The organism is Natrarchaeobius oligotrophus (assembly GCF_003841465.1).
Taxonomy (GTDB): Archaea; Halobacteriota; Halobacteria; order Halobacteriales; family Natrialbaceae; genus Natrarchaeobius; species Natrarchaeobius oligotrophus.
On the sequence record NZ_REFZ01000010.1, the window covers coordinates 128,381 to 154,370 of the forward strand.

The following is a 25,990-nucleotide window of genomic DNA, read 5'->3' on the forward strand; positions in this document are numbered from 1 at the left end:
CGTCGACGGCCGTTTTCCCAAATTTAACAGATGTTTTTCATACATTTGATTTAGACACATCTTCAACGTCCGCGCCAGCTCCAGAGTGCAAGGACGACGAGCGTGAGGCCGGCGACGCCGACGACGAGCCAGCCCGGAAGACCGTCGACCGTCCGCGAGTCGCCGAGAAGTCCCGTGATCTCGAGCAGGAAAACGGCGAGCAACAGCAGGCCGAACAGCGACGCGATGGCGACGCCGATCCCTTCGCGGAGGACCCACGTGAACTCCTCGGCGTCCGTTCTGCTCGCCTCCGTCGGCTCTTCGGGTGGATTGCTCGTCGGACCGGACATGGGATAGGCGGTGCTGTCGGACGGAATGCCGATGTAGCCGATCGTGTACGAGAGCACGACGCCGGCCACGAGCACGACGCCGAACGTCAGGGCGATCGCTGCGGCGTTGGGCGGTGCGAGGATGGCCGTCATCGCGGCCGCTGCGACGACCGAACCGCCGAACATCACCAGGAATCGTCTGAGTGGCGAGACCATACGGATCCAACCACGGACGACACCATATTTCTACCAGCTATCAGTTACGGCGCTTGAAAGTTTCGAAATCGGAGAGGTGGTAGAATCGATCAGGTAGCGGAAACGACGTCGCGAACGAGACCGTCACTCCGTTCGCGCGAGTCGAAACGCGATGTCGTGTTCGCGAAGCAGCGACCGCATCGTCGAGACGCCAGCGGACGTATTCCACCCGTGTGCGCGATAGTGTTTGATCGGGTGTCTGATCCAGGAGTGTTCCCAGTGCGCGTAGGTGTCGATCCGGTCGGAGCCGGCCCGAAAGACCGTCACGTGGAGCTGTTCGTCCGCAAACAGCGACCGACGAAACACCCAGCTCCCGGCGGACGCGCGGCCGTCGCTGTGGCGTTTCAGCGCCGCGATCGGCTCGCGGTGAAAACCCATCGACCGAAGGTCGGAGCGAAACCGCCCGAGCGTCCGCTCGACGGTTCCCACGTACTCGGACGGATGCATCGTACACTCGACGTACCCGCCGAATGGCTCGGTTACCCTGTGCAAGACGGGGCAGGCGCGCCGACGGATCGCGGTGAGTCGATCGAGGTGCTCGTCCCGTTCTCGTTCGCCCATCGTTACTACCTCCAGTCGGAGCCGGTCGCATAACGGTATCGGATGCAGTTTCCGGACGGCGCTCCCGAACGAAGTCCAGTCGACGGTCGCCGAACGATCGGAGCGAACGTACCGACGTTCGCAGGACGACTGGGGCGGACGTGAACTGACGCTCACCGCACGACCGTGACGGGGATCGGTGCCCGACGGGCGACGGTCTCCGCGACGCTCCCGAGCAGGACCCGGGCGACGCCGGATCGTCCGTGGCTTCCGATGACGATCCGGTCCACGTCGTGGTCGGCGGCGTAGTCGACGATCGTTCGCGCCGGTCGACCGGTTTCGACGGCCGACTCGAGGACGATCGTCTCGAGACCGCCGATCTCTTCGGCTCGGCTGCGGGCGCGCTCTGCGAGCTCCTCGCCGCGCTCGATCGCTCGCCGGTGGGTCTCCGGATCGTAGTAGCCGCCGCCGCCGTAGTCGCTGTAGACGCCTTCGGCCGGGTTGACGACGTGGAGAACGGTGATCGTCCCGTCGTCGACGGTCGAGAGGGCGTGATCCAGCGCGGACCACGACTGCTGTGAGCCGTCGATCGGGACGAGAACGTGCAACGCCATACTCCAGATACGGTTCGGGAGGACAAAAATCGGAAGGGGCGTCCGTGCCGATCCGAAACGGGAAACGTTTGTATACATGGTACACGAAGTATACGCATGGGCACGATCTCGACGCGGGTTCCCGACGACCTCGAGGCCGAACTCGAGGAGTACCTCGAGGAGGAACGACTCGACCGTAGCACCGCCGTTCGAAAGCTCCTCGCGGAGGGACTCGAGGAGTGGCGACGGGAGCGCGCGCTCGAACGACTCGAAGCCGGGGAGGTGACGTTCTCGAAGGCGGCGGAGCTGGCGGGAACGTCCGTCTGGGAGTTTTCCCGTCTCGCCAGAGAGCGCGACGCGACGTGGGTGTCGGCGGACCACCTCGAGCGCGACCTCGAGGAGCTGTAGATGTGGATCTTCGACGCGACGCCGCTGATATACCTGGCGAAAGCGAGGCGGCTGAAGCTCGTCACCACCCTCGACGGACGGTGCGTCCTTCCCGAACGGGTCCACGCGGAGGTCGTCGCGAGCGGCCTCGACGGCGGCTACCCCGACGCCCGCCGAATCGAACGACGTATCGACGAGGGCGTCCTCGAGGTCGCCTCGGTCGAGGAGACGGACGTCTCGGAACGGTTGGACCGCAATCCGGACCTCAGCGACGCCGACGTGTCGGTGCTCGCGCACGCGGCAGCGGTCGACGGGATCGCGGTAATGGACGACGCCTACGGTCGAAACGCCGCCGACGTCGAGGGGATCGAAACGAGGGGCACGGCGTACGTCGTACTGTTGGCGGCGAAAAAAGGCGAAATCGACGCCGACGAAGCGCGAGAGACGATCGACGCGATGGTCGATCGGGGATGGTACTGTGCGCCGGACGTCTACGCACGGATCGTCCGAACGATCGAGTCGCTCGCGGATCGATCGAATGCGGGCGGCAAACGGTGAGCGGCGTCCTCGACCACCGCGAGATCGGCGGCGTTAGCCCATCACGCAACCGTCTGCCAGCAGGGCTCCGTTATACCAGATCCTCGACGTACTGATTCTCCCAGTTGCGCCGATCCTCGATTTCGCGCTGGCCGCGGCGGGTCACGGTGTAGAAGTTGGTGCGGCGGTCCCTGGTCCCCTTCTCGAGGAGCCCTTTGTCCACGAGCGTGTCGAGATTCGGGTACAGACGACCGTGGTGGATCTCGGATTCGTAGTAGTTCTCGAGTTCGTCTTTGATCGCGAGTCCGTGTGGTTCGTTGAGTCCGCCGGCGACGTACAGCAGGTCGCGCTGAAATCCTGTTAAATCGTACATGTAGGGTAGTACGGAAGTACCATATATTAAATGCACGGAATCAAAACTATTCATATTACCGTAGTTTAGTAGGGTCATTTTATCCGGAGTGTCGCGGTGTTAATCCGATTCCGAACGAGAGACGAGTGTCGGCTGTGGAGAGAAGTTCGGGATCGACACCCCCGGCGAAGTGTTCATCTACGGGACAGACGAGCGAACCATCGTCGAACCGATTCCGTCGTTCGAGGAGCTGGGCGAGATTCACGCCGATACTGACCGCAAGCGTGGCGACGTACTCGACCGGGTTCGCGAACTGAAACGCGGGAAACGCCGACGTGAAGATGTCCGCGTCGACCGACTCCGACTGGCTGAGGCGGAGGAGGAATGCGCGACAAATACGTCTTCGGCACCGCAGCGATCATCGCATCCCTCTACGATTGTCGCACTGCCGATCGGGATCTCCGTGCGCTCGAGCGGCGGGAATTCAAATCGGTCGAGTCGACTGGCGGCTCGCTGGCGAGGCGGAGGCAGATGGCCACGTCCCATTCGCAGACGCTCACGGCGTTGCACTCGCCCACGAGACGGATGCGACGCTCATCGCCGGGGCTGACGACTTCGAGACGCTTTCGATCGACGTCAACGTCGCTCGATTTCGCGAGGGTGACATTTAAATCGGTGCAGCCAACGAACGTCGGATTTGTCGGTATCATAACCGACCACGGATAGTCATATATCCTATAATAGTTTCTAATCCTAAGTATTATTATATATTGTCCAGAGGGAGGGGCCGAGCACACGTTCGGGAACCAGTTCACGGATTTCCGATTCGAGGAGAATTTCGGTATTCGAAATTCGAGAGAAGAAGGAATATTCCCGTCTGATTTGCATATTTCTGCAACAAATGTATGGTATCGACGTTATCCAAACGAGTATAGAAGTTTATAAAAGTAAAAGCTGCGGTGTTCTTCGAGCGGAGAGTCCGTAGCGAAAAGACGAATACGCTCGAGGGATCGGCAAACGTGTGATCTCTGCTATCGTTGTACCACGTCACGCCCGACGCCGTACTAACAGATCGGCCCCGACGACGTTCGCCGCAACGGCGGATTCCACCAGTGTCGAGCAGACAGATACATACTATCCACATAATACCTACTAGTGTGATATGATCTGGAAGCGAGGGGCGTCTACCCTCGCCAGTTGTGCGTTCGAAGCGATGCGTTTTGGCTCGCAGATCACTTCCGCTACCGGATTGACGGACGTGCATCCGGTTGGTTCGATCTCGAGACGCGTCGTTCGCGGTACGTGATGCCGTCACGTCGTCTTCGGGCGCGGATTCTCGAGGGGATAGTCGAGGTCGTCGGGGTAGGCGCTGTCGTCGGTCGTCTGAAGCTCGAGAGCGATGCAGAACCGATCGAGGCCGACCTCGAGGGCGGCGAACAACAGGAGTTCGACGATTTCGTCGTCGGAGAACTCCCGGCCGAGTTCGGCGAAGAAGTCGTCGGAGAGCCTGTGGGGGTCGTTCGAGAGGACCTCGGCGAGGGAGACGGCGAGGTACTCGCGGCGCGAGAGCGCGTCGGCGTCGACGTCGCCGAAGACGGCGTCCTCTTTCGGCGCGACCTCCTCGCGAACGTCGAGCGTTCGAACCGTCGCGCAGTACGCACACTGGTGGGATTCGGCCACCTTGAGACGCATCAACTCGAGCAACTCGGCGTCGACGTTCGCGCCCAGTCCGAACGACTCGAAGGCCGCGACGAGGTGTTCGAAAATCGGCGGACAGCGGGCCATCGCGCCGAAAAACGCGGCGTCGCCGTACCACCCGGTCTCGGCGTCCTCGAGCAGTTTCCCGACGCGATCGTCGTCGACGTCTTCCGGCGTGAGGGGGTTCGGACGAGACGACATGACTCGAGATAGTCCCCGTGGATTGGTATAACTTAGCATTTCGGTAGAACGCAGCGGTCGAAGGCAACGGTGGAGCGGTCGGCTCGAACGGGTTCGACCCGTGAACGGAGACGAACTCGTGGTTCCGGAGACAGCCGAATTCGCGTCGAGGAGAGGCGACTCGCGTTCGACGCAGTAGCCGACGAACGCGACGAGACAACACATAAGACGCTCGCAACTGAACGTGCGGGTATCGATGACGTCAGACGATTCCGATCGTCCGTCCGCCGAAGAGTCGCTCGATCCGAACGCGATCACGGAACGGTTCACCGATCTCGAGGTCGGGGACACGCTGACGGTGAACAACCACGAGTTGACGTACGAGGTCGTCGACACGGACACGTACGCCGTCATCGCGGAGGATCCGGACGGTCACCAGGTGACGTTCTCGCAGAACCTCCAGTCGGGCGGGTGGGCGATCAACGAACCGGTCTTCTTCGTCGAATCGGTCGACGAGTAGGTAGTATCGGTCAGGGTTGGCGAAGGAAGAGCCTGAACTCGAGATCGTTCTTGTCGTCGCCGGCGACGTCGGAGTACTCCTTTTGAAGTGGTTCCTCGAGTGACGTCTCCGCGACCGCCGACGGGTCACAGAGGCGGTCGGCACACCACTGGACGTGACCCGCGTCCTCGCCCGGCGAACGGAGAACGACGCCTGCGGTCGATCCCGACGAGCGCGAGACGATCGCGTCCGCGATCGCGTCGAGGTCGTCCGATTCGGACACGAACACGCTCTCGAAGCGGTTCGAATCGTACGTGAGGACGTCGCTGTCGGGGGTTCGGTCCTCGAGATCCCCGTCTTCCTCGAGGACGAACCGGTCGACGAGCGATCGCTGTACCCGCTGGGCCCGAGTCGTCAGCGCCGACCGCCAGGCGTCGGCGGGGTCGTCGGGTTCACACCGCACCCGGTAGGTCGTTCCGTCGAACTCGAGGACGCCGTAGGCCACGGCGAGGTCGAGGAGTTCGCGCGCGTTCCGCACCGACAACTCCTCGTCGACGTGGTCGAGGGTGAACGGCTCGGTTCCGTACCGATCGTAGGCCAGCCGATAGAGGTCGATGCACTCGTCGAATCTGGGAAGGACGTTCGCGTGGGCCATCTCTCGCACGTGAGATTCTCGGCTCCCGTACAAAAAGCTTCGTCAGGATTCCGACCCCTCGAGCGGCAACGGACCGTCCCGACCGCGCGAGCGCATTAGCTTACCAGATCGTGATATGTAAACCAAGTCGTGAATCGATCCGAGGCCGATGGCCGGAGCCCACGAAACCGGCCGAAAGTCGACCTGGAATCTCGGAGGTGACTGGTTGGCTAGTGGCGTTCCAAGCCTGAACTGCTGAGCGAAATCATGCGATGGGGTCCGATTTCGCTCATCAGTCGACGCTTGGAACGGTACTAGTGGTGATCGTGACCCATCGAGTGGCCGACCGCCCACGGGTAGCCGTCCGTGCTGTGGACGAGGCCGCCGGGACCGTGGTCGTGGTCGTGATCGTGGTCGTGTCCGTCGCCGTTACCCGATACCGAGACGGCGTCGTCGATTCGGACGATGAGGTTCGCCGCCTCCGCGGCGCTCGCGATCGCCTGTCGTTTCACGTGTAGCGGTTCGAGAACGCCGTGATCGACCATGTCGTCGACGGAACCGGACTCGAGGTTGAGCCCTGCCGTCGAGCGTCCGTCGTGGTGGGCGGTGCGCAACTCGAGGACGGCGTCGACCGGGTTCATCCCGCTGCTTTCGGCGAGTATTCTCGGAACCGTCTCCAGCGCGTCCGCGAACGCCTCGACGGCGAGCTGTTCTTTACCCGGCAGTGACGAGGCGTCGGCTCTGAGTTCGCGCGCGAGCGCGACCTCTATCGCGCCGCCGCCCGGCACCACCGCCTCGTCCTCGATGGCGAGTTTGAGCGCGTAAAAGCAGTTGTCGAGCATGCGCTTGGTTTCCGCGGCGACGTGTTCCGTACCACCACGGAACAACACCGAGACCTGATCGAACTCGTCGAAACCCGAAACGACGGTGATCTCGGTCGGACCGACCGATCGCCGCTCGACGGTCGTCGCCGTTCCCGTCGCGACACGGGAGAGGTCGTCGAGCGGAACCGGCTGTGCGCCGGTCGTTCGGGCAAGCTTGTGGAGTTCGTCGCGCCGCGTGCGTTCGACGGCGAGGACGCCCTCCTCCGCGAGCAGATACCGAACGGGATCGTCGATCGACTGCTGGCAGAACAGGACGTCCGCACCGGCGTTGGTCACGGTCTCGGCGTAGCGCTCGTAGCGTTCGCGTTCGTACGCTTTGAGCGACTCGAGGTCGTCGACGCAGGTGAGATCGACGGCGCCGACGCCCTGGGCCGTGTCGATCGTGAGCGCTTCGTCGACGAGTGCGACGGTCGCGTCCTGGTACCGCCTCGGGAGGGCGGTCTCCGGCGAGACGACCTTCGTCGAGGACTCCGCCATGTCGATGACGAGCCCGTGGATCACCTCGGAGTCGTAAAACGATCCGCCGGGGATCGTCTTCCGGGTGATCCGCTCGAAGCCGACGCGGCCGTCCCGTTCGATCGCGCGAACCGTCTCGACCGCACGGTCTGCGAGGAACTCGGTTCCCGACTCGTCCCACTTGCCGGTCACGACCGTCCGCGCGACGTCACGAAGCCGTTCGTCGTCGTCGAAGTCGACCGACACGGTTCGCTCCGCGAGGTGATCGGTCGCGCGCGAGGCTGCGAGGTGGTATCCCTCGGTGATCTTCGCCGGATGGACGCCCCGCTCGAGCAGCGTCTCCGCTTCGTCCAGCAGTTCGCCCGCGAGGACGACGGCGCTCGTGGTTCCGTCGCCGGCGCTCGACTCCTGTTGATCCGCGACCTCGAGGACCAGCGTCGCCACCGGGTGGGAAACGTCGAGGCGATCGAGAATGCTCGCGCCGTCGTTCGTGACGACGGCCATTCCGTCCGCGACGAGCATCTTGTCGAGTCCGTTCGGGCCGAGCGTGGTCCGGACCGTCTCGGCGAGCTGTTTTCCGGCGCTGACGTTCGATTTCCGGACGTCGTCGGCGTCGGCTGTCGATACGAGTGGCTGACGGGCAACGTCGTTCCCCGGCATGCTGTGTTCTCGCATAACTACCGAGCGCACCAATATAAAAGGCACCGCCGAGGAACGGGCGATCGGACCGGTTGCCGTGCCAGCGAAGGGAACGTCCCGTGATCGGACCGAGCCGCGGACGCGTCACCGACGGAACGACGTCGTGGGCTGGTCGGGCCTGTGCGCGGTCGTGCGCGTTCGATCGAGGGAACTGCCGACTCGAGAACGCCGTTTTCAGCGACTGGCCGGACGGCGCTGACCGATCTCGACGGCGATGTAGTCGAGCACCTCGGGGTTTCGCAACAGGTCCGTGTCGCCGAGGTGTTCCCCGTTGAGGAGGTCCTTCAGTACCTGACGAAGGACGCCTCCGGAGTACGTCCGCGGCAGTTCCGGGACGGCGTACACCTCCTCGGGACACGCCTGGGACGCGAGGTCTCGCTCGACCGTCTCGACGATCCGCTCTCGAACGCCCGACGAACGCTCCTCGAGGACGACGAACGCGTAGGGTGCCTCGCCTTTGATGTCGTGGTCGCCACAGACCACGGCGACGTCGTCGATCTCGGGGAGCGCGGCGATCGTCCGCTCGATCTCGCTGACGTGAACCCGGGTTTTGCTGTAGTGACCGATGTTGACGATGTCGTCTAGCCGGCCGAGCACCGTGACGTAGTCGTCGTCACAGACCGCTCCGTCTTCCGAGAAGTACACCCACCGCTCGCCCGGCTCGCCGAACTCCGTCCAGTACTCGACGGCATGAGAACCGTCGCCGATCGGCCGAAAGAAGCCGGGCCACGGCCGGGTGAACACCAGGTAGCCCGCGTCGCCGGGAGCCACCGGATCGCCGTTCGCGTCGACGACGGACGCCTCGACGCCGGGAAGCGACGGACCGACGGAGCCCGGTTTCATCTCGCAGACGCCGGGGAGGGTCGAAATCGTGATGCCGCCCGTCTCGGCCTGGTACCAGGTGTCGACGATCGGACAGCGTTCGTCGCCGACGTGTTCGTAGAACCACCACCACGTGTCCGGATCGATTCGCTGCCCGACCGTTCCGAGCAACCGAAGCGACGAGAGGTCGTGAGCGTCGGGGTACTCCGTTCCCCACTCCATGAAGGTTCGAATCGCCGTCGGCGTCGTGTAAAACTGGGTGACGTCGTTGTCCTCGATGATCTTCCACGGACGGTGTCTGTCGGGATACGCCGGTGCACCCTCGTACAACACCGTCGTCGCCCCGAGCGCGAGCGGGCCGTAGACCACGTAGGAGTGGCCGGTTATCCACTCGATTCCCGCGGGACACCACAGCGTATCCTCTGGCGTGACGTCCAGGACGGCGTGGGTCGTCCAGGCGACGTACGGGAGGTACTCGCCGACCGCGTGTTCCATCCCGATGGGATCGCCCCCAGATCCGGACGCATAACAGACGAAGAGGGGGTCGTCGCTCGAGCGCGCGACGGGGTCGACGGTCGATCCGCGGTGAGCCTGCAAAAGCGCGTCGAAGTCGCATCCGACGTTCGTCGTTCCGTCGCCGTTGCGATCGATCGTGACCGTCGAGATGTCGCGCTCGAGGCGCTCGAGACCGCGATCGACTTTCGAAGCGAGATCGCAGAACGACCCGTTCCGGCGGTAGCCGTCGGCGGTGACGAGCGTCCGTGCGCCCGTCTCGCGCACGAACGATGCCAACAGCGCCGGCGAGTACTCCGCCGAGACGACGACGTGCGGGACGCCCAGTCGAGCGGCCGCGAGCATCGAAATCGGGAGTTCGGGTCGGCGGGGGAGATAGAGGACGATCGGTTCGTCGGGTTCGACGCCGAGTTCGCGAAAGACGGCGGCGACGGCCTGCACTTCGGCCAGGAGATCCCCGTAGGTGTACGTCTGTGCGTCGCCGCTCTCTCGAATCCATCGAAGCGCCGGCTCGTCCCCGCGTCCGGCTTCGACGTGGCGGTCCACGCAGTTGTACGAGGCGTTGAGCGTTCCGTCGACGAACCAGCGGTAGTACGGCGGACCGGCTATCGGCTCGAGAACGTCCGTGTAGCCGCGATCCCACTCGAGAAAGCGGGCCGCCCGCTCCCAGCAGTCGGGCCAGTCGCGTTCGAACTGCTCGTACACCCCCGGATCGGTGACGTTCGCCTGATCGACGAACGACGCTGGCGGCGGAATCGTTCGACGTCGATCGGTTCCAAACTCCGTCACCATTACACCGATGACACAATCACCCCGCGCCCATATAATATTTGGCAAAATCCGGAAGGATAGTCGCGTAAATAGTAACTTCTCTCCGAAAAAATTCCCAATCGAGCCACAGATTGTTAATTATTGCCCAGCAATTCACAACAGTCCGTAGAGTTCGGTGATCCAACGAACGTCAGCCGGTGTCCTGACACGAGCAGGTGCGCGAGTCGAGGAGTTCCGCCAGGTAGTACGACTCGCCGCACTCGTCGCACGTGACTCTGACGAACAGCTCCGCCTCGAGCGGGCCGGTTCGAAGCTGGTCGTATTCGACGGCGCGATCGAGCGTGCTCTGGATGACGTTCGAAGCTCGAGTTCGGGCCCACTGCGTCGTGTTGACCGTCTGCTCGAACGACGGTGGAGACTCCCGGGCGTCGACGTCCGCACACTCGGTGAGGTGAGATCTGATCGTGACGTGAGAGACGAACGCGGATTCCAGTTGTTCGACGTCGACGCCCGCATCGGCCAACCGGGCGCGAAGCTCCGCGCGCCGAATGTCTGATCCACCCCCCGACCGCAGGATGCGATACACCTCCGCGGCGACGTCCCCGGCCACCAGTGCGGCGTGGACCGATCGACCGCTGTCGACGTCCGCTCGCTCGAGCGCCCGTTCGACGAGTCGTACGTTGAAGTACTCCGCCAGATCCCGATAGCTCTCCCCGTCCCGCCGTCTACTCGCGATCTCTCTCGCGGCGTCGGGAACGTCGAACGACAGCGACGTTCGCCCGACCTTACAGCACTCGGACACCGGCTCCGAATCGGAACGGTCGTCGTGATCCGGATCGAAATCCATACCCCAGAGTAGGCGACCGAGCGGAAACCAGTTCCGGTTACTCGCGGCCGGACGGGGCCGATCCCTGCGGGAGGGAGGACGGAGTCGGTCGCCGCGTAAGAGCGGGGCGACCCGTGGTACTCGATGGAAGAAACGATTCGGATCGGTCGCGGGAAGGGGGACTCGAGCCGCGGTTCGACGTTCGCGTCCGGTTCGTCCTCGAGAACGGTTTCCTGCCGGACCGGCGGCGAGCACGCCGGAGCGTCCGCGATTCGACGAGCATCGAACCAAATGGTTTAAAGAGACGGGGTGCCTATGACTGACAATCAGATGGCCGGACAGAACGAACAGGGAAATCGACGCGCGACGTCGGCTACCGACACCGCGATCGCCGTCGAGAACATCGGCGGTATCGATGCCGTCGATCTGACGTTTTCCCGCGGAGTGACGCTGCTCACCGGCCAGAACGCGACGAACCGTACCTCGCTCTTGCGCGCGCTCGCCGGCGGACTCGGCGGTTCTGCGAGCGTGCTGAAACGCGACGCCGACGCCGGTCGCGTCGCGCTTACCATCGGCGGCGAAACGTACGAACGTCGCCACGAACGAACCGGAGCCGGCGTCAGAACCGACGGTAATCCCTACACGGACGCCGATCAGCTGGTCGACCTGTTCGTCTGTCTGCTCGAGGACAACCCGATCAGACGCGCCGTTCGGGCGGACGACGATCTGTCGGATCACCTCCTGGCTCCGGTCGATACCGACGAGTTGGAGCGGAAGATCGTCGAACTTCGGTCGGAGCGCGACGGGGTCGACGAACGGCTCAACGAGATCGAGCGCGAGCGGACGCGGCTGCCGAAACTCGAGGAGCGACGAACCGATCTCCGAACGCAGCGCGACGAACTCAGATCGGAACTCGAGGACGTCCGATCGCGTATCGACGCGACGGAGGCGAACGCGACCGAGAGCGACCACGTCGAGTCGATCCTCGAAGAGATCGACTCGACCCAGACGCGGCTGGCCGAAACCGAATCCGAACTCGAGACCCAGCGAACCATTCGAGACGAGCTCGCGAACGATCTCGACGAGGTCCGGGCGTCGCTCGCCGACCTCGAGGTCCCCGACGAACGGCTCTCGGAACTCGAACGCGAGATGGATCGGCTCCGGGGCAGAGAGTCGGAGCTGTCGACGACGATCAACGAGCTGTCGACGATTCTCACCCAGAATCGACAGGTGCTGGACGGCGACGGATCGATCGTCTCGGAACTCGCAGTCGCGGACGAACCGGCGAGCCGACTGGACCCCCGACGGCAATCCATCGAGTGCTGGACCTGTGGCAGCGACGTCAACCGGGGGGCGATCGGGGATCGGCTCGAGGACATCGAGCGGCTGGTCGAGACCAAGCGGAGCGAACGCGAGCAGGTCCGTGAGCGGCTCGCTGAGCTGCGCTCGCGACGGGAGTCGATCGAACAGACGGCCGATCGTCGCCAGGAGCTTCGGACGAACAAAGCGGAGCTCGAGCGCGAACTCGAAGCCAGGGGCGATAACATCGCGGAGCTGACGTCCAGAGCGGACGCGCTCAGAGGCGAGATCGAAGAGCTGCGATCGAACCTCGAAGCCGCCGACACCGACGACGACCTCGCCGACTACGAACGGTTGAGCGAACTGGAGTACGAGCGCGGACAGATCGATCGTCAGCTCCGCGAGCTCGAAGACGAGATCAACGAGATCGAGTACCGCCTCAGCAAATCCGACGATCTCGAGGCGCGACGAGACGACCTCGCCGATCGGATCACGTCGCTTCGGTCCCGCGTCGACGACCTCGAGCGGGACGTCGTCGAGACCTTCAACGAACACATGGGGGACGTCCTCGATCTACTGGACTACGAGAACGTCGCGCGTGTCTGGATCGAACGGCGAACGGACGGCGAGGAAACGTCGTTCGATCTGCACATCGTCCGAACCGACGACGACGGGACGGCCTACGAGGACGACGTCTCGCACCTGAGCGAGAGCGAGCGCGAGGTCGTCGGGTTCGTAGTCGCGCTGGCGGGCTATCTGACCCACGAGGTTTCGGACGTCGTTCCGATGATACTGCTCGATTCGGTCGAAGCGATCGACGCCTCCCGGATCGCAGCGCTCGTCGAGTACGTCGAAGACTACACGGAGTATCTCGTACTCGCGCTGTTGGAAGAGGATGCAGCGGCGCTACCGGAGGAGTACGATCGCGTATACGCGACCGAGAGTCTCTCGTAACGGGACCGCAGTGTCGTGACGACGTCCGGCAACGTCGGTCACCGGACGGTGTGTTGGAGACGAGAAGTGGATCAGGCCCACGGCCAGAAGCCGGCCGCCATCAGGTAGCCAGCGACGGCCGTCACGATCCCGACGACGGTCGTAAACCACGCGATGGGAACCGTGTACTCGTCGCGCTGGAGGCCGAGCAAGACGAAAAATGCCGCCCAGAGCGCCGCCCAGATCCACCAGAGGGCGGTGAGTCCGATGTCGCCATCCAGCAAGACGAGGTAGCCGGTCGGAACCGCCGTAACGGCCACGAAGGCGCAGTACCAACCGAACGACCGTTGATCGCCGACGCCGCGGTAGGCGTTGGCAGCGAGCCACAGATACGTAAACGAGAACAACATCGTTCCGGCCGCGTTGAACGGAGTCCCCTCCGATCCCTCGCCGAAGCCCCACCACAGGACGATGATGAACGTGATGAGCCCCGTCAGAAAGTTGAATACGGCGACGTCCTCGTCGGACCCTCGACCCAGAAGCCAGAAGCCGTTGACGAACAGGACGCCGCCGACGAACAGCAATCCCATTCCGAGGACGCTATAGAGCGTCATGGGTCACCTCTCGTGTCGTCGGTCTTTCGTCGAGCGAGTCGACGGTCCGTTCGGTACGATCTCGCGGCTGTGCTCGCCGTTGGCTAGATGCATCCTGGTGCATGCCAATTTGAGACATGGAGGATGATTATTTATAATTTATCCACAGGAACGTCCCTGACGACCACCAGACCGCGGAGACGACCAAAGTTACCAATCCATGAGTTGGTAACCACTTCCTCAACATAACATGTTTTGGTAAGCTCGGATGAAACGCCTCGAGCACCAGCGACGTATCGGAATACGATAAATAATTATAAATACAGGGACGAGAACAGTGAACACGTATCATGCCAGAGACAGTCTTCGAGGTAGACACAGAGGCACCGCCGGACGAGCAACCGGATCCGATCGTCAATCGATGGCACCCCGACGTGCCGCCGGTAGCCTCGATCGACCCCGGTGAAAAGGTTCGAATCGAGTGTCTCGACTGGACGGGGAATCAGGTCAACAACGACGACAGCGCGAACGACATCCGGGACATGGCGCTCGACCCGAACCACCACCTCAGCGGGCCGTTCGAGGTCAACGGGGCCGAGCCGGGGGACGTTCTCGTGGTCGACATCCTCGACCTCGGCGCGTTCCCGGATCACGAGTGGGGATTCAACGCCATCTTCGACACCGAAAACGGCGGCGGATTCCTCACAGACCACTTCCCGGAAGCGCGAAAGAGCATCTGGGAGCTGGACGGCGTGATGACGCATTCGCGTCACATCGACGACGTTCGCTTCCCCGGCGTCGCCCATCCCGGGATCCTCGGAACCGCACCGTCACACGAACTCCTCGAGGAGTGGAACCGGCGGGAGCGCGAACTCATCGAACGCGGAACGGACGCCGAGACGGCCGTCAACCACGAGACGCGCGAAGAGCAGCCGCCGCTTGCGCTTCCGCCCGAACCCAACGACGTCCTGCTGGGAGACATGGACGAAGACCAGGTGGACGAAGCCGCTGAGAAGGCAGCGCGGACGATCCCGCCCCGAGAGAACGCCGGAAACTGCGACATCAAGAACCTCGGACGCGGCTCCCGCGTGTACTTACCGGTGTTCGTAGACGGGGCGAACTTCATCACCGGCGACCTGCACTTCTCGCAGGGTGACGGCGAGATCACGTTCTGTGGCGCGATCGAGATGGCCGGCTGGATCGACCTCAAAGTCGACGTGATCAAAAACGGGATGGAGAAGATGGGAACGGACTACGCGCTGTTCAAGCCAGGATACATGGATCCTGACTTCTCGAACTACGTCGTCTTCGAGGGGTACTCGGTCGACGAGGACGGCACCCAACACTACAAGAACGCGAACGTCGGCATGCGTCGTGCGTGTCTCGACGCCATCGACTACATGACGAACTTCGGGTACACCGCCGAACAGGCGTACATGATCCTGAGTACGGCACCCGTCGAGAGTCGAATCGCCGGTATCGTCGACTTGCCGAACACCTGCGTGACGGTGTCCGTCCCGGAAGAAATCTTCGAGTTCGACATCAATCCGGACAGATTAGCCGACGGCGACGCGACCGGTGACCGTGGCGAAGTAGCGGAGACGTCGTAATTCGACGAAGGCAGTGACGACGGCGCTCGCGGCAACTCCAGTGAACGCTCACCTCGTTCGTGTCCCACATCGCGAGCGCACACTCGTTTTCGGCGACTCACACGCTCGGTTCGGGATCGACACGTGCAGAACTGTCCGTGGACACACCGGATTTCCGGTGAATCACTGTTCGCTGGCACAGATCGAGACCGCCGACGCACACCGGATTTCCGGTGAGTCTATCTTGCCGGTACATTCGGGGTACCGACCGAATACCGACGGAAACACACCTCGTTTCCGGTGAATCTCGAGAGCTGGCGATACTCACCCGACGGACGGTACGACGGCTAAGACCAGTGGCCGACGTCGTTACGCGAGATACGGCTTCGGTACGTGATCTACATTCGTACGTGACTTCTTCGGTACGTGACTTCAGTACGTGATCGACGGCTGTGAAAAGGCTGCACACCGTATTTCCGGTGAAACTCGACGATCGAACCAAATCAGACGTCGACGATCCTTCTCACCATCGACGATCCTTCTCACCATCGACGATCCTTCCCAGCGACCAACGATCGAATCCTCCCAACAGCCGAGATCGACGACAACCGGAGACGGTCGTTCGATCGAGTATCGATGATTCCGCTACCGGAGATATCTATCTGGTATATTTCATAAGGAGGGAAACGACCGAGCACACACACACCACGTTTCCGGTGAAATGGAGAAAAAGAGTGGGTGACTCGAGATCGATTTTGCGAGTTTTGCCGGTTTTCACGAGCTGTCGTCGACGATCTACTGGTTGTTTTGTCCTCACTGTGGAGTTACGTCTGACATGGTTTTATATTGTATGGTTGAGTAAAGTCCATTGGCTGTATCGATTATCGATCGAAAAGAATCGGCGGTGGTCGATTCGACTGGCAGCGATCTTCCAGTCGAATCGTCCGTTCGTGGGTTTCTCTCTTTCATTTCGTTGGTGCTCCTCGCATCGTCCGATCTCCGGTTTTGGCCGCGAATTCACGCCGCGCTCGAGCACCGTCCGGCGACGCTTGCCCATCAAACTCTCCCAAACCCCCGTTTCATCTGGAGCACATTCACCCTCGAGCACCATTTCACCGGAAACGTGGTGTGTGTGTGCTGTCCGATTCTCTCAGTTTCGTCCGCTCTATTGACAACTATCTGACTACGGGGTTCGTCGACGGACGCACTTCGTCGAAACGCTCAAGACGATTCACCGGAAACACGGTGTTCAGGTACATGTCCGAATCCGACGACCTCTTCATCCGGGAGGATCCGATCTTCGTCAACAAGGAACTTCTCGAGATCAGCCACCTCCCGGACGAAGGTCGCATCGTCGGACGGGACGAAGAGATCGGACAGCTCGCCAACGCCGTCAATCCGGCGATCTTCGGACAGAGTCCGAGCAACGTCCTCATCTACGGGAAGACCGGAACCGGCAAGTCGCTGTGTGCGAAGTACGTCTCCAGACGGCTCGTGAGTACGGCCGAGGAGGAAGGAATCGGAGCGGTCTTCGCCTACGTCGACTGCGCACAGGATACGACCGAAACGCAGGCGGCCCAGACGATCGCGAGTTCGGTCAACACGACCGAAACGGACGTGTACATCCCCGACAAGGGAATCAGCACGGCGACGTACTACAAACGGCTCTGGCGGATCCTCGATCAGGAGTACGACGTCGCGCTCATCATTCTCGACGAGATCGACAAACTCGAGGACGACGCGATCCTGATGCAGCTCTCTCGCGCCGGCGAGGCGGGGAAGGTCACGAGCTGTAAGATTGGCGTCATCGGGATCAGTAACAAGATCAAGTACAAAGATCGGATGGACGAACGCGTCAAATCGAGCCTCTGTGAACGGGAGTTCGTCTTCCCGCCGTACAACGCGAGCCAGCTCAACGAAATCATGGCTGCGCGAAGCGACGCGTTTCGGGAGGGCGTCCTCGACGACGGTGTCATCCCGCGTGCGGCTGCGCTGGCGGCTCGAGAACACGGTGACGCCCGAAAGGCGATCGACATTCTCCGCTACGCCGGCGAGATCGCACAGACGAAAGGGGCAGACACCGTCCGCGAGGACTTCGTCGTGCAGGCCCGCGAACGCGCGGAGGTCGATCGATTCCGAGAACTCATCCGCGGATCGACGCCACACTCCCGCTACGCACTGCAGGCGTTGACCGTCCTCTCGCTCGAACAGTGTGACGATGCGGCCGCCGACGGAAACGAGGGATTCCGGACAACGCGAATCTACGACGTGTACGAACAGATCTGTCGTCAGGAGGGAACTGACGCGCTCTCGCTCCGTCGCGTTCGCGATCTTCTCAAAGAGCACGCGTTTCTCGACGTGGTCGAACAGTCCCGCCACAGCGGCGGCAGTGCGGAGGGAAGTTACACCGAACACACGCTCCTCGAGGACCCGGCGGTCGTCAAGGACGTCCTGGCCGACACGGTCGACTAGGTACCGTCGGCGACGTCTCGTCCACCGAGCTGCTGTCACGTTGGTCGTTTCCGAGCCGCGGTCACGTTGATCGCCCCCCGAGCTGCCGTCACGCTTCGAACCACCGGCACGCATCCGTTCTCTCGACGTTCGATCTTTTCACCGGAAATCCGGTGTGGTTCCTTCCGTCGTCGGGAAACACCGTCGATATCTAGTCCCATTTCGATCCGACGTATCTATCGCGCCGTCGAACCCTCGACACACCGCGTTTCCGGTGGAGCGTACGATCTCCAATCGTTCGTGCGGGAAGCGACGTCGCTCGTCGTCGGAATGTTCAGCTGACTTCGTTCAGCTTCGGCGGAAATGCGACCGACCGGCGTCCGATTCAGTAAATGCGTCGTCGATCGTTCGGTTTCACCGGAAACAGGGTGTGTTCTCCACGCCGATCGACGCACCTCTCGATCGGTGCAGCCGCGCTCGATTCGGTCCTCTGCCCGTTCTCGATACCCATTCGCCGTCGAACCGGGACGCCGTCGCAATCAGCAAACTTATCCTTTCGACTCCCCAGTGATAGAACCACTGTGCCAACCGACGACTCGTTTGGGGCTCTTCTCGAGTATATGGAGACGGATCTCGGCTTCGCGACCAGCCACTACAACGACAGCTATCTCGACCGTCGGATCACCGCCCGGATGCGTCGAACGGGATGTGACGACTACACCGAGTACTTCGATTTCGTCAGATCGAATTCGGACGAACAGGCCGAACTGCTCAATTCTCTTAGTATAAATGTAACTGGATTCTTCAGGAATCCTGAGGTGTGGGATGGGGTCCGAGACGTCCTTCGAACGGTCTGGGAGAGCGAACGACGCCTCAAGATCTGGAGCGCGGCCTGTGCCGACGGACGGGAGCCGTACTCGCTGTCGATGCTCGTCCACGACGACGCCGTGATCGACGAATCGAACGTCCAGATTCTGGCGACCGACATCAGCGACGAGGCGCTCGAGGTCGCCCGAAGCGGCACGTACGAGGAGTCCCGGACGTCGGATCTCGGTGACGAACTCTCGTTTCTGAGAGACTATACTCAGTACGTCGACTACGACTCGAGTACGAACACGTACCACGTCCGCGACGACGTCAAACGAACCGTTTCGTTCGAGCGCCACGATCTGATCAACGGCAGGCCGAAATCCGGATTCGATCTCGTCACCTGCCGAAATCTATTCATCTATATCGATACGAAGTACAAACAGTCAATGCTGGAGACAATCGCTGACTCGCTTCGTCGCGATCGGTACCTGGTGATCGGAAAGAGCGAGACGATTCCGCCGGAGCTCAAATCGACGTTCTCCCCCGTCGATAACCGACACCGGATCTACAGACGACTCTAGTACTCTTCGAGCGTCGGCTGCCGACCGAAATCTAGTCCTCCCGCATGATCTCGCTCGCCAGTTCAGGCTCGGACAACCACCAGGTCACTTTTATTCGTGATCGGCTCCTCGTCTTGCTCGTGATCGCCACCGGTGGCGTGTGATTTTCCTCGAGAATCTGCGACGCCGGCCGATATACTGAACTTCCCGTCGATTGTACGTCGACTTTACCGACGTGAGGACCGATGAACGTTGACTTCGACGTACACGAGCACCGACACCGGATGAAGTTGCTTCGAGACAGCGGCGACGTCGCGGTGTTCGACGACCGGGACGGCCTCACCTGTCCGGTCTGTTCGCGGGCGTTCGATCGACTCGTGCTCATCAGAGCAGAAACGTTTAGCGTACCACAGCACGCGGGCGCTCCGTTCTGTCTCGTTCGCCGTGACGACGACGTCGCGCTATTTCGTCACGAGAAGACCGATTGAGTCCAGTCCGTCCACTTGGACCCGTCACCCGTGCGTTTCGATCGTTTCAATACCGTGGTTAATCAATTCGGCCAATATATTTACACTGGTATGGCCGTAAATATCGGTTTCGTTCGCTTTACTAACTGTTTCGCCCACCCGATACAACCAGGGGAGCGTTCCGGACCGTCTGTTCGACGCGTCGTTCCGCTTGACGTGCCTCTGTCACGGGCTACCCGAATCCGGGAGAAACGGGATTCTCTCTCCGTCGGATTCGTGACGTCGGTCCGTCCGTTCCGGTTTCGCTCGACGTTACGGACCGTCACGAAAGGGTGATCGGACGAAAACGGGAGACGACGAGACGGCCGCCCTCAGAACAGATCGTCGGGATCGATGCGCGTGTTGGCCGAGTTTTCGACGAGGAGGTCGTCGAGTGCCTGCTCGAGTTCGTCGCGGCGGGGCAACGCGAGCATCTGACAGGTGAACACCTTGTCGCTGTTGGTCTGGATGCTCGAATCGAGGACGAACGCGTGATCGTCGGTTTCGGCGATCTTGGTGGTAACGGGCGTGAGGATTCCGGAACCGGTGTCTGCGACGAACTCGGGCGGCGAGTGTTTGATCTCGGCGTTCAACACGTTCGCCCAGCCGTCGATGAAGCCGCTGGTCATGATGTTCCCGAGTTCTTTCAGAGCCCCCTGTTCGATGTCGCCCCACTGCTCTTCGGTTTCCATCGGAACGAGCGAGTCGACGACCGCTCGACCCGATGGTTGGTCGAACAGGATGACCAGGTAGCCGCTGAACTTCCCTCTGAACTGCATCACCGTACCGACGAACCGTTTGCTTCCGACTTCCGTCGGGATGTCCTCGATCGGGATCAGGCTCAGCCGACTGATGTTGACGGTCGTCTCGATGCCGGTCATCGAGGTGATGTTCGCCGCGGCCTTCTCGGCCCCCTCTTTCGTCATGTCGTTGAACACTTCGAGCTTCTCGAGCGAGACGATCTTGTCGGTCTTGGGTTCGAGCGAACGCTCGAGCGATTTCGAATCTGGGACGAGAAGAATGCGAAAGTCTATCGGTTCGCTTTCGGCCTCCTGGGAGGCCTCGACGCGGCTGCGGAACACGAACAGGTGTCTGTCCTCGTCGGTCGTCGACGTAGGGAGGATGTCCGTTCCGGTCCCCTGGATGTACGTCGGCGGCGAGCTTTTGATCTTCGCGCTCAGGTAGTTCGCCCAGCCGTCGACGAACCCGCTGGTCATGATGTTGCCGACCTCTTTGATGCTGCTTTTTTTCTTCTCCGGATCGTCGGCCGGCACGAGTTTGTCGGTGATCGCGGATCGTCCCTGCTCGTCGAACGCGAGCACGACTTCGCCTTCGATCTCGCCGGTGAGATCGATGTTGACGCCGGCGAACTCGTCGCCGATGAACTCGTACTCGAGGTCCGACGACGACATGAGAGAGACGTCCGTCACCTGGACGCGTGTACTGATTCCGGTCAGTTGCGAAAGCGATTCAGCCGCGGAGCGGGCTCCGTCGTGAGCGAGTTCTTGATAGGTCTCGAGCTCTCGGATGTCGATTTCCATGGCACCAGTTACTCGGCAGCGATGCTGTTGAGTTCTTCGAGCACGCTTTCTTTCTGGAACGGCTTGGTAATGTATCCTTCCGCACCCGCTTTGATCGAGTCTTTCATCTGCTCGGCCTGCTCGACGCTCGTGCACATGACGACCTTCGCGCCGGGATCCATGTCCGTAATCTCGCCGGTCGCCTCGATCCCGTCTTTGATCGGCATCACGATGTCCATAAACACGATATCGGGTTGCTCTTCGCGGTAGAGTTCGACCGCTTCGACGCCGTTTTCGGCTTCGCCGACGATGTTGTGATCTTCCTCGAGGATTTCCCGGAGGAGATCCCTCATAAATCCAGAATCGTCTGTGATCAGCACGTCCATAGCGTCTCCAATACACCCGGATAACTTAACGATGTTGACCAAATCGATGACAGACGTCTCGGCCGATGCCGAATCAAACTGCGGATGACGTCCGTCCGTATCTAACGGTGCCGATCGTTAATTCTTCACGGGGCCCTGTGGAACGGCTGTTACTCGCGAGCGATCAGCTCTCACTCGTGAACGATCCACTATCACTCCCGAACGATCGATCGGTACTCGCGGACGTCCGTCGAAGTCGTTGAACGTCTTGCACTCCCGCTTGCGAATCAGCGGCCAGCACAACCTGTGCTGACCGCTCGAGTACGAGCGGTGAGTGACTCGTTTCAACGACGACGATAGCACTGTTCCGTGACAGAGCGTGCTCGAGTAATCCGAACGCCGACCGCGAAGCGTAGATCTCGTCGCCTACTCTCGCACGGACTGTTTACCGACACGACCGGGAACCGCCTGCGGTTGTGCCGGAACCTCGTGTCAATAGACCGTCTCAGACGTTGACGTCTTCGATTCGCTGGCTTACGATGATCCGTCCCTTCGGCGTCAGCGCCATCCCGTCCGCACCATCGACAACCAGTCCCTTGCTCTGGACCGAGTTCAACACGTTCGTCACGTACGCCGGATCCCCGTCGAGCATGTTGGTGAAATCGATGTCGCCGCCAGCGGCGTGAATACCCACCAGCACGCGCTTTTCGGGGCTTGAGAGCTCGAGTTCTTCGACTTCCTCGCGGAGTTCGTCGAACTCGAGGCGGAGGTATCTGGCCAGCAGGTTCACGTACTGCCCTTTCGACGGCGAGATGTGCGACGTTTTCGTCAGCCCGGAGTCGTCGATGTACTTGACGACCAGCGTGACGCGGTCGTCGCGCTCGCCGATCCTGTTGGCCCGGGTGATGTTCATCACGCTCTCGACGTCGATTTCGATGGACTCGCTTTTCGTCTTGATCTCGATTGCGCGGGCTGCGATCCGTATCTTTCCCTGGACGACGTCCGCTTCAGTGACCCGACCGCCGACTCTGGCCGGGTGTTTGATCGCTACGGCCCGACCGTTGAGCAGACAGCGAAACAGGATCGCGACGAACTTCGTCACCGTCTCGCTTTTACTCTCGATGACCGCGCTCCGGACACCATCGTCCGTTTCGAATCCGACCGTGATCGTATCGTCGAAGAACTGTTTGACGTGGTTCGGTACGCTGCCGACGTTCACGTCGACGACGCTCGAAAGCGGGACGGTCGTCTTGCCGTCGTTCGTCGCGAGTACGAGACGCTTTTTCGTCATCACGATCCGTCCGCTGGAGGGCGCGTCGTCTCCGTCTTCAGCCCGGCTGAGAAAAAATCGTCCGGTGAAGTCGGCGACGATATCTTCGTCCATGCACGCCCCTAGTGAGCGAACGGTCTTAGCACTTTAGGCACGTCCCGTCCGTGACCAATTCTTTTCTCGTACGTAGAAAGTACAAGCGCCACTGCTCTGGATTCCACGTTCGATTCGCGTTGTCGTATGTGTTCCGGCCGAGACGTCCGTTCAGGTGCGATCGAGCCGTTCGGCCGTCAGCCGATCGACCTCGGCGTCGATCTCGTCGACCAGCCCCTCGAGTCGGCCGTTGATGGCGACGATGGCCTCGATCTCGTCGGCGACCTCCTGGGATTGTTCCATCGCCGTGTCGGTCATGCTGGCGATCTCCTCGGTGGTGGCGGCCTGATCGTCGGTGGCGACCGCGACCTCCTGGATACCGGTGCTGGCCTCGGTGATCGACTTTTTGATGCGCTCGAGGTTCTCGACGGTCTCCTCGACTAGCGCCACCCCGTCTGCGATCTCTTCGTTGGCCTCCTCGAGACTGTCGACGGTGTCCTCGGTGTCCTCCTGGATCTGGTCGACCATGCGTTCGATGGTGGTCGCCTCCTGTTGGGACTCCTCGGCCAGCGACTTGACCTCGTTGGCGACGACGGCGAAGCCGTCGCCGGCCTCGCCGGCGGTGGCGGCTTCGATGGAGGCGTTGAGCGCGAGCAGGTTGGTCTGGTCGGCGATCTCGTTGATGACTTCGACGATTTCGTCGATGCGCTGGACGCCCTCGCGCAGCTCCTCGACGTCGTCGGTGACCTCGTCGGCGGCGTCTTCGACGCGTTCCATCTTGTCGATGGCCTGCTCTGCGGTGTCCGTGGTGTCGCCGGCGAGCTGTTCGGCCTGCTCGCTGGTGGCGCTGACCTCCTCGGCGTTGGCCGCAATCTCCTCGACGGTCGCCGACAGCCCCGACACCTCGCTCGCGATGTTGCCCATCGACTCGGACTGGTCTCCGGCGAGTCCGCTGATGTCGTCCGTCCGTTCGGAGACGGTGTCGGTCCCGCTTCGCAGCTCGGTCACCGACTCCTGTACGTTTTCGGACACCTCCTTTCGGCGCTCGAGTTCGTCCTCGACGTCCGCGTACGCGTGGATGTACGTGTCCATCACGACCTGTTGATCGAGGGTGAGGAGCTTCATCGCCGAGAGCGCCCGCTCGACGACGTCGTCGACGGCCGCCTGCGCCTCGGAGACCGGAACGACCGGCTCTGACTCGCCGTCGACGTCGGGTTCGTACGCGGCGTCGCCGCCGAATTCGGGCCCGCCGTCGACGTCGGACTCGAACTCTGGATGCGATGAATCGGTTCCGGAGCGTTCCGAAGCGGATTCGGACTCGAGACGGGTGCGTTCGGTCGACGATCCGTCGTCGAACCCGTGGCCGGTCGCCGACTCCCCCAGCTGCTCTTTGCTCTCGTCGGCGAGCGCGGAGAGGATCCCCTCGTAGTAGATCGTCGAACTGCCGAGGTAGAACTTCGGCTCCATCTCGAGCAGTTCGTGCAACTTACCGATCCGGGCGCGGCGATCGAAGTAGTCCTGTCCGTACTCGCCGTCGGCGAGCTCGACGAGGTACTGCCGTTGCGTTCGTTTGAGCTGTTCGACCTGCTTCGACGAGGCGCGAAGCACCGCGTTTGATTTGGCGTCCGACTGGAGGTGGTCGTAGAACTCCTCGACCAGGTCGTCGGCGATCTCCCGAAACAGCGGTTCCATCGCCTCGAGTCGTTCGGCGTCGACGTCGTCGAACCGGGTGAACGATTTTCGCCACTCGATCTCCCGCCGGTCGATCTCGAGATCGTCCGTGAGCTCGCTTCCGTCGACGGTTCTCCTCACCGTATCGTCTATCTTGTACTCTCGTTCGTGTGTTTCCATTCTCGTTCGTGTGTTTCAATTGATGCGTATTTGCCAATTTTCGCTGTACTAGTTCTCGAACACTGTTCAGTCTCGCGTCGGTCTCCCGTCGCCGATCGCCCACCGACGCCTTATCCCGCCGTGGTGGTCGGCCGCCGATCGTCGACCGGTCGTCATCGCATCGATCAGACGCGGACGTCGGTCGGGTCGATCCAGAGAACGAACTCCTCTTCGCGACGGACGATTCCCGCGATTCCCGTCCCGTTGACGGAGGTATCGACGGCGTCGGTCTGTAGCTCCTGGACCTGGTGTACCTCGTCGGCGAGCCAGCCGATCCGGTCCGTCGAGTTTCGCTTTCGTTTGAAGACGATGATTCGATCGCCGAGTTCGTCGTTCTCGCCGTCGCCGAAGATCGTCCGAAGGTTGACAATTTTCGTCGTCTCGCCGCGCAAATCCATCACGCCCTCGATGTGCTCGGGCGTGTTCGGAATCGCGGTCAGTTCGTCGGTGTTGACGATCTCGGCGACGTAGCCGATGTCGACGCAGTAGCGGTTCTTGCCGAGATCGAACTCGAGGACGTGGGTGCTGGTTCGATCGGTCGTCTGTTTCGTCGTTGCCATGTGTACTCACCTCGTTTCGTCCGTCGCCGTCGTCAGTCGATCGACCTCGGCGTCGATCTCGTCGACCAGCCCCTCGAGTCGGTCGTTGATGGCGACGATGGCCTCGATCTCGTCGGCGACCTCCTGGGATTGTTCCATCGCCGTGTCGGTCATGCTGGCGACCTCTTCGGTGGTGGCGGCCTGATCGTCGGTGGCGACCGCGACCTCCTGGATACCGGTGCTGGCCTCGGTGATCGACTTTTTGATGCGCTCTAAGTTCTCGACGGTCTCCTCGACTAGCGCCACCCCGTCCGCGATCTCGTCGTTCGCGGTTTCCAGGCTGTCGACGGTGTCCTCGGTGTCCTCCTGGATCTGGTCGACCATGCGTTCGATGGTGGTCGCCTCCTGTTGGGACTCCTCGGCCAGCGACTTGACCTCGTTGGCGACGACGGCGAAGCCGTCGCCGGCCTCGCCGGCGGTGGCGGCTTCGATGGAGGCGTTGAGCGCGAGCAGGTTGGTCTGGTCGGCGATCTCGTTGATGACTTCGACGATTTCGTCGATGCGCTGGACGCCCTCGCGCAGCTCCTCGACGTCGTCGGTGACCTCGTCGGCGGCGTC

The 25,990-nt window shown here is 61.7% G+C and carries 24 protein-coding genes; 8 read left to right on the forward strand and 16 right to left on the reverse strand.

The window, feature by feature from the left end:
• Positions 1-62: 62 nt before the first annotated feature.
• The 3 genes from EA472_RS14900 to EA472_RS14910 form a co-directional block, all read right to left on the reverse strand.
• Positions 63-524: a hypothetical protein gene (locus EA472_RS14900; protein ID WP_243637858.1), complete on the reverse strand. Its 462-nt coding sequence runs from the start codon at positions 522-524 to the stop codon at positions 63-65.
• A gap of 123 nt (positions 525-647) precedes the next feature.
• Positions 648-1,124: a hypothetical protein gene (locus EA472_RS14905; protein ID WP_124192311.1), complete on the reverse strand. Its 477-nt coding sequence runs from the start codon at positions 1,122-1,124 to the stop codon at positions 648-650.
• A gap of 152 nt (positions 1,125-1,276) precedes the next feature.
• On the reverse strand, positions 1,277-1,717 hold the full coding sequence (locus tag EA472_RS14910) for a universal stress protein (protein WP_124192312.1): 441 nt from the start codon (positions 1,715-1,717) through the stop codon (positions 1,277-1,279).
• Between the two features lie 96 nt (positions 1,718-1,813).
• Between EA472_RS14910 and EA472_RS14915 the strand changes: the two genes are divergently transcribed.
• Both EA472_RS14915 and EA472_RS14920 read left to right on the forward strand, forming a co-directional pair.
• Positions 1,814-2,104, forward strand: coding sequence for a UPF0175 family protein (locus EA472_RS14915; RefSeq protein WP_124192313.1), 291 nt, complete (start codon positions 1,814-1,816; stop codon positions 2,102-2,104).
• Entirely contained in the window at positions 2,105-2,641 is a 537-nt protein-coding gene (locus EA472_RS14920; RefSeq protein ID WP_124192314.1) for a DUF3368 domain-containing protein, read from the forward strand.
• A 70-nt stretch (positions 2,642-2,711) separates the two neighbouring features.
• Here EA472_RS14920 and EA472_RS14925 read toward each other — a convergent pair whose 3' ends face one another.
• Together EA472_RS14925 and EA472_RS14940 are read right to left on the reverse strand one after the other, a co-directional pair.
• On the reverse strand, positions 2,712-2,993 hold the full coding sequence (locus tag EA472_RS14925; protein ID WP_124192315.1) for a PadR family transcriptional regulator: 282 nt from the start codon (positions 2,991-2,993) through the stop codon (positions 2,712-2,714).
• Positions 2,994-4,283: 1,290 nt separating this feature from the next.
• Positions 4,284-4,871: a carboxymuconolactone decarboxylase family protein gene (locus tag EA472_RS14940; protein ID WP_124192316.1), complete on the reverse strand. Its 588-nt coding sequence runs from the start codon at positions 4,869-4,871 to the stop codon at positions 4,284-4,286.
• A gap of 235 nt (positions 4,872-5,106) precedes the next feature.
• Here EA472_RS14940 and EA472_RS14945 point away from each other — a divergent pair, with 235 nt between their 5' ends.
• A complete protein-coding gene (locus EA472_RS14945) occupies positions 5,107-5,370 on the forward strand; it encodes a transcriptional regulator (protein ID WP_124192317.1) in 264 nt (87 codons plus the stop codon).
• Positions 5,371-5,380: 10 nt separating this feature from the next.
• Here the strand turns inward: EA472_RS14945 and EA472_RS14950 are convergent, their stop codons facing one another.
• From EA472_RS14950 to rdfA, 4 genes are all read right to left on the reverse strand, one after another.
• On the reverse strand, positions 5,381-6,004 hold the full coding sequence (locus EA472_RS14950) for a hypothetical protein (protein WP_124192318.1): 624 nt from the start codon (positions 6,002-6,004) through the stop codon (positions 5,381-5,383).
• A 293-nt stretch (positions 6,005-6,297) separates the two neighbouring features.
• Positions 6,298-7,983: a thermosome subunit alpha gene (gene thsA / locus EA472_RS14955; RefSeq protein ID WP_124192319.1), complete on the reverse strand. Its 1,686-nt coding sequence runs from the start codon at positions 7,981-7,983 to the stop codon at positions 6,298-6,300.
• Positions 7,984-8,196: 213 nt separating this feature from the next.
• On the reverse strand, positions 8,197-10,149 hold the full coding sequence (locus EA472_RS14960) for an AMP-binding protein (protein WP_124192320.1): 1,953 nt from the start codon (positions 10,147-10,149) through the stop codon (positions 8,197-8,199).
• A 169-nt stretch (positions 10,150-10,318) separates the two neighbouring features.
• On the reverse strand, positions 10,319-10,975 hold the full coding sequence (rdfA, locus tag EA472_RS14965) for a rod-determining factor RdfA (protein WP_124192321.1): 657 nt from the start codon (positions 10,973-10,975) through the stop codon (positions 10,319-10,321).
• A gap of 294 nt (positions 10,976-11,269) precedes the next feature.
• Here rdfA and EA472_RS14970 point away from each other — a divergent pair, with 294 nt between their 5' ends.
• Complete coding sequence (locus EA472_RS14970; RefSeq protein WP_124192322.1) at positions 11,270-13,207, forward strand: archaea-specific SMC-related protein; 1,938 nt, start codon at positions 11,270-11,272, stop codon at positions 13,205-13,207.
• Positions 13,208-13,278: 71 nt separating this feature from the next.
• On the opposite strand, the gene EA472_RS14975 is transcribed toward EA472_RS14970, so the two are convergent.
• Positions 13,279-13,800: an AmiS/UreI family transporter gene (locus EA472_RS14975; protein WP_207891170.1), complete on the reverse strand. Its 522-nt coding sequence runs from the start codon at positions 13,798-13,800 to the stop codon at positions 13,279-13,281.
• A 329-nt stretch (positions 13,801-14,129) separates the two neighbouring features.
• Here EA472_RS14975 and fmdA point away from each other — a divergent pair, with 329 nt between their 5' ends.
• The 4 genes from fmdA to EA472_RS14995 all read left to right on the forward strand — a co-directional run bounded on the left by fmdA (position 14,130) and on the right by EA472_RS14995 (position 19,677).
• On the forward strand, positions 14,130-15,389 hold the full coding sequence (fmdA, locus tag EA472_RS14980) for a formamidase (protein WP_124192323.1): 1,260 nt from the start codon (positions 14,130-14,132) through the stop codon (positions 15,387-15,389).
• Positions 15,390-16,625: 1,236 nt separating this feature from the next.
• A complete protein-coding gene (locus EA472_RS14985; RefSeq protein ID WP_124192324.1) occupies positions 16,626-17,840 on the forward strand; it encodes a Cdc6/Cdc18 family protein in 1,215 nt (404 codons plus the stop codon).
• Positions 17,841-18,400: 560 nt separating this feature from the next.
• Positions 18,401-19,210, forward strand: coding sequence for a CheR family methyltransferase (locus tag EA472_RS14990; protein WP_124192325.1), 810 nt, complete (start codon positions 18,401-18,403; stop codon positions 19,208-19,210).
• 224 nt (positions 19,211-19,434) lie between these two features.
• Positions 19,435-19,677 (forward strand): DUF7385 family protein, encoded by a 243-nt coding sequence (locus tag EA472_RS14995; RefSeq protein WP_124192326.1) that lies wholly within the window; start codon positions 19,435-19,437, stop codon positions 19,675-19,677.
• 350 nt (positions 19,678-20,027) lie between these two features.
• On the opposite strand, the gene EA472_RS15000 is transcribed toward EA472_RS14995, so the two are convergent.
• From EA472_RS15000 to EA472_RS15025, 6 genes are all read right to left on the reverse strand, one after another.
• On the reverse strand, positions 20,028-21,236 hold the full coding sequence (locus EA472_RS15000) for a chemotaxis protein CheC (RefSeq protein WP_124192327.1): 1,209 nt from the start codon (positions 21,234-21,236) through the stop codon (positions 20,028-20,030).
• Between the two features lie 8 nt (positions 21,237-21,244).
• Positions 21,245-21,601 (reverse strand): chemotaxis protein CheY, encoded by a 357-nt coding sequence (gene cheY / locus EA472_RS15005; protein WP_124192328.1) that lies wholly within the window; start codon positions 21,599-21,601, stop codon positions 21,245-21,247.
• 484 nt (positions 21,602-22,085) lie between these two features.
• Positions 22,086-22,964 carry a CheF family chemotaxis protein gene (locus tag EA472_RS15010; RefSeq protein WP_124192329.1) on the reverse strand — a complete coding sequence of 293 codons (879 nt, stop codon included), beginning with the start codon at positions 22,962-22,964 and terminating at the stop codon, positions 22,086-22,088.
• Between the two features lie 150 nt (positions 22,965-23,114).
• Positions 23,115-24,794, reverse strand: coding sequence for a globin-coupled sensor protein (locus EA472_RS15015; protein WP_124192330.1), 1,680 nt, complete (start codon positions 24,792-24,794; stop codon positions 23,115-23,117).
• Positions 24,795-24,958: 164 nt separating this feature from the next.
• Positions 24,959-25,393, reverse strand: a complete 435-nt coding sequence (locus EA472_RS15020) for a chemotaxis protein CheW (protein WP_124192331.1) — start codon at positions 25,391-25,393, stop codon at positions 24,959-24,961.
• A gap of 6 nt (positions 25,394-25,399) precedes the next feature.
• The coding region (locus tag EA472_RS15025; RefSeq protein WP_243637860.1) for a methyl-accepting chemotaxis protein at positions 25,400-25,990 on the reverse strand (591 nt) is incomplete at its 5' end.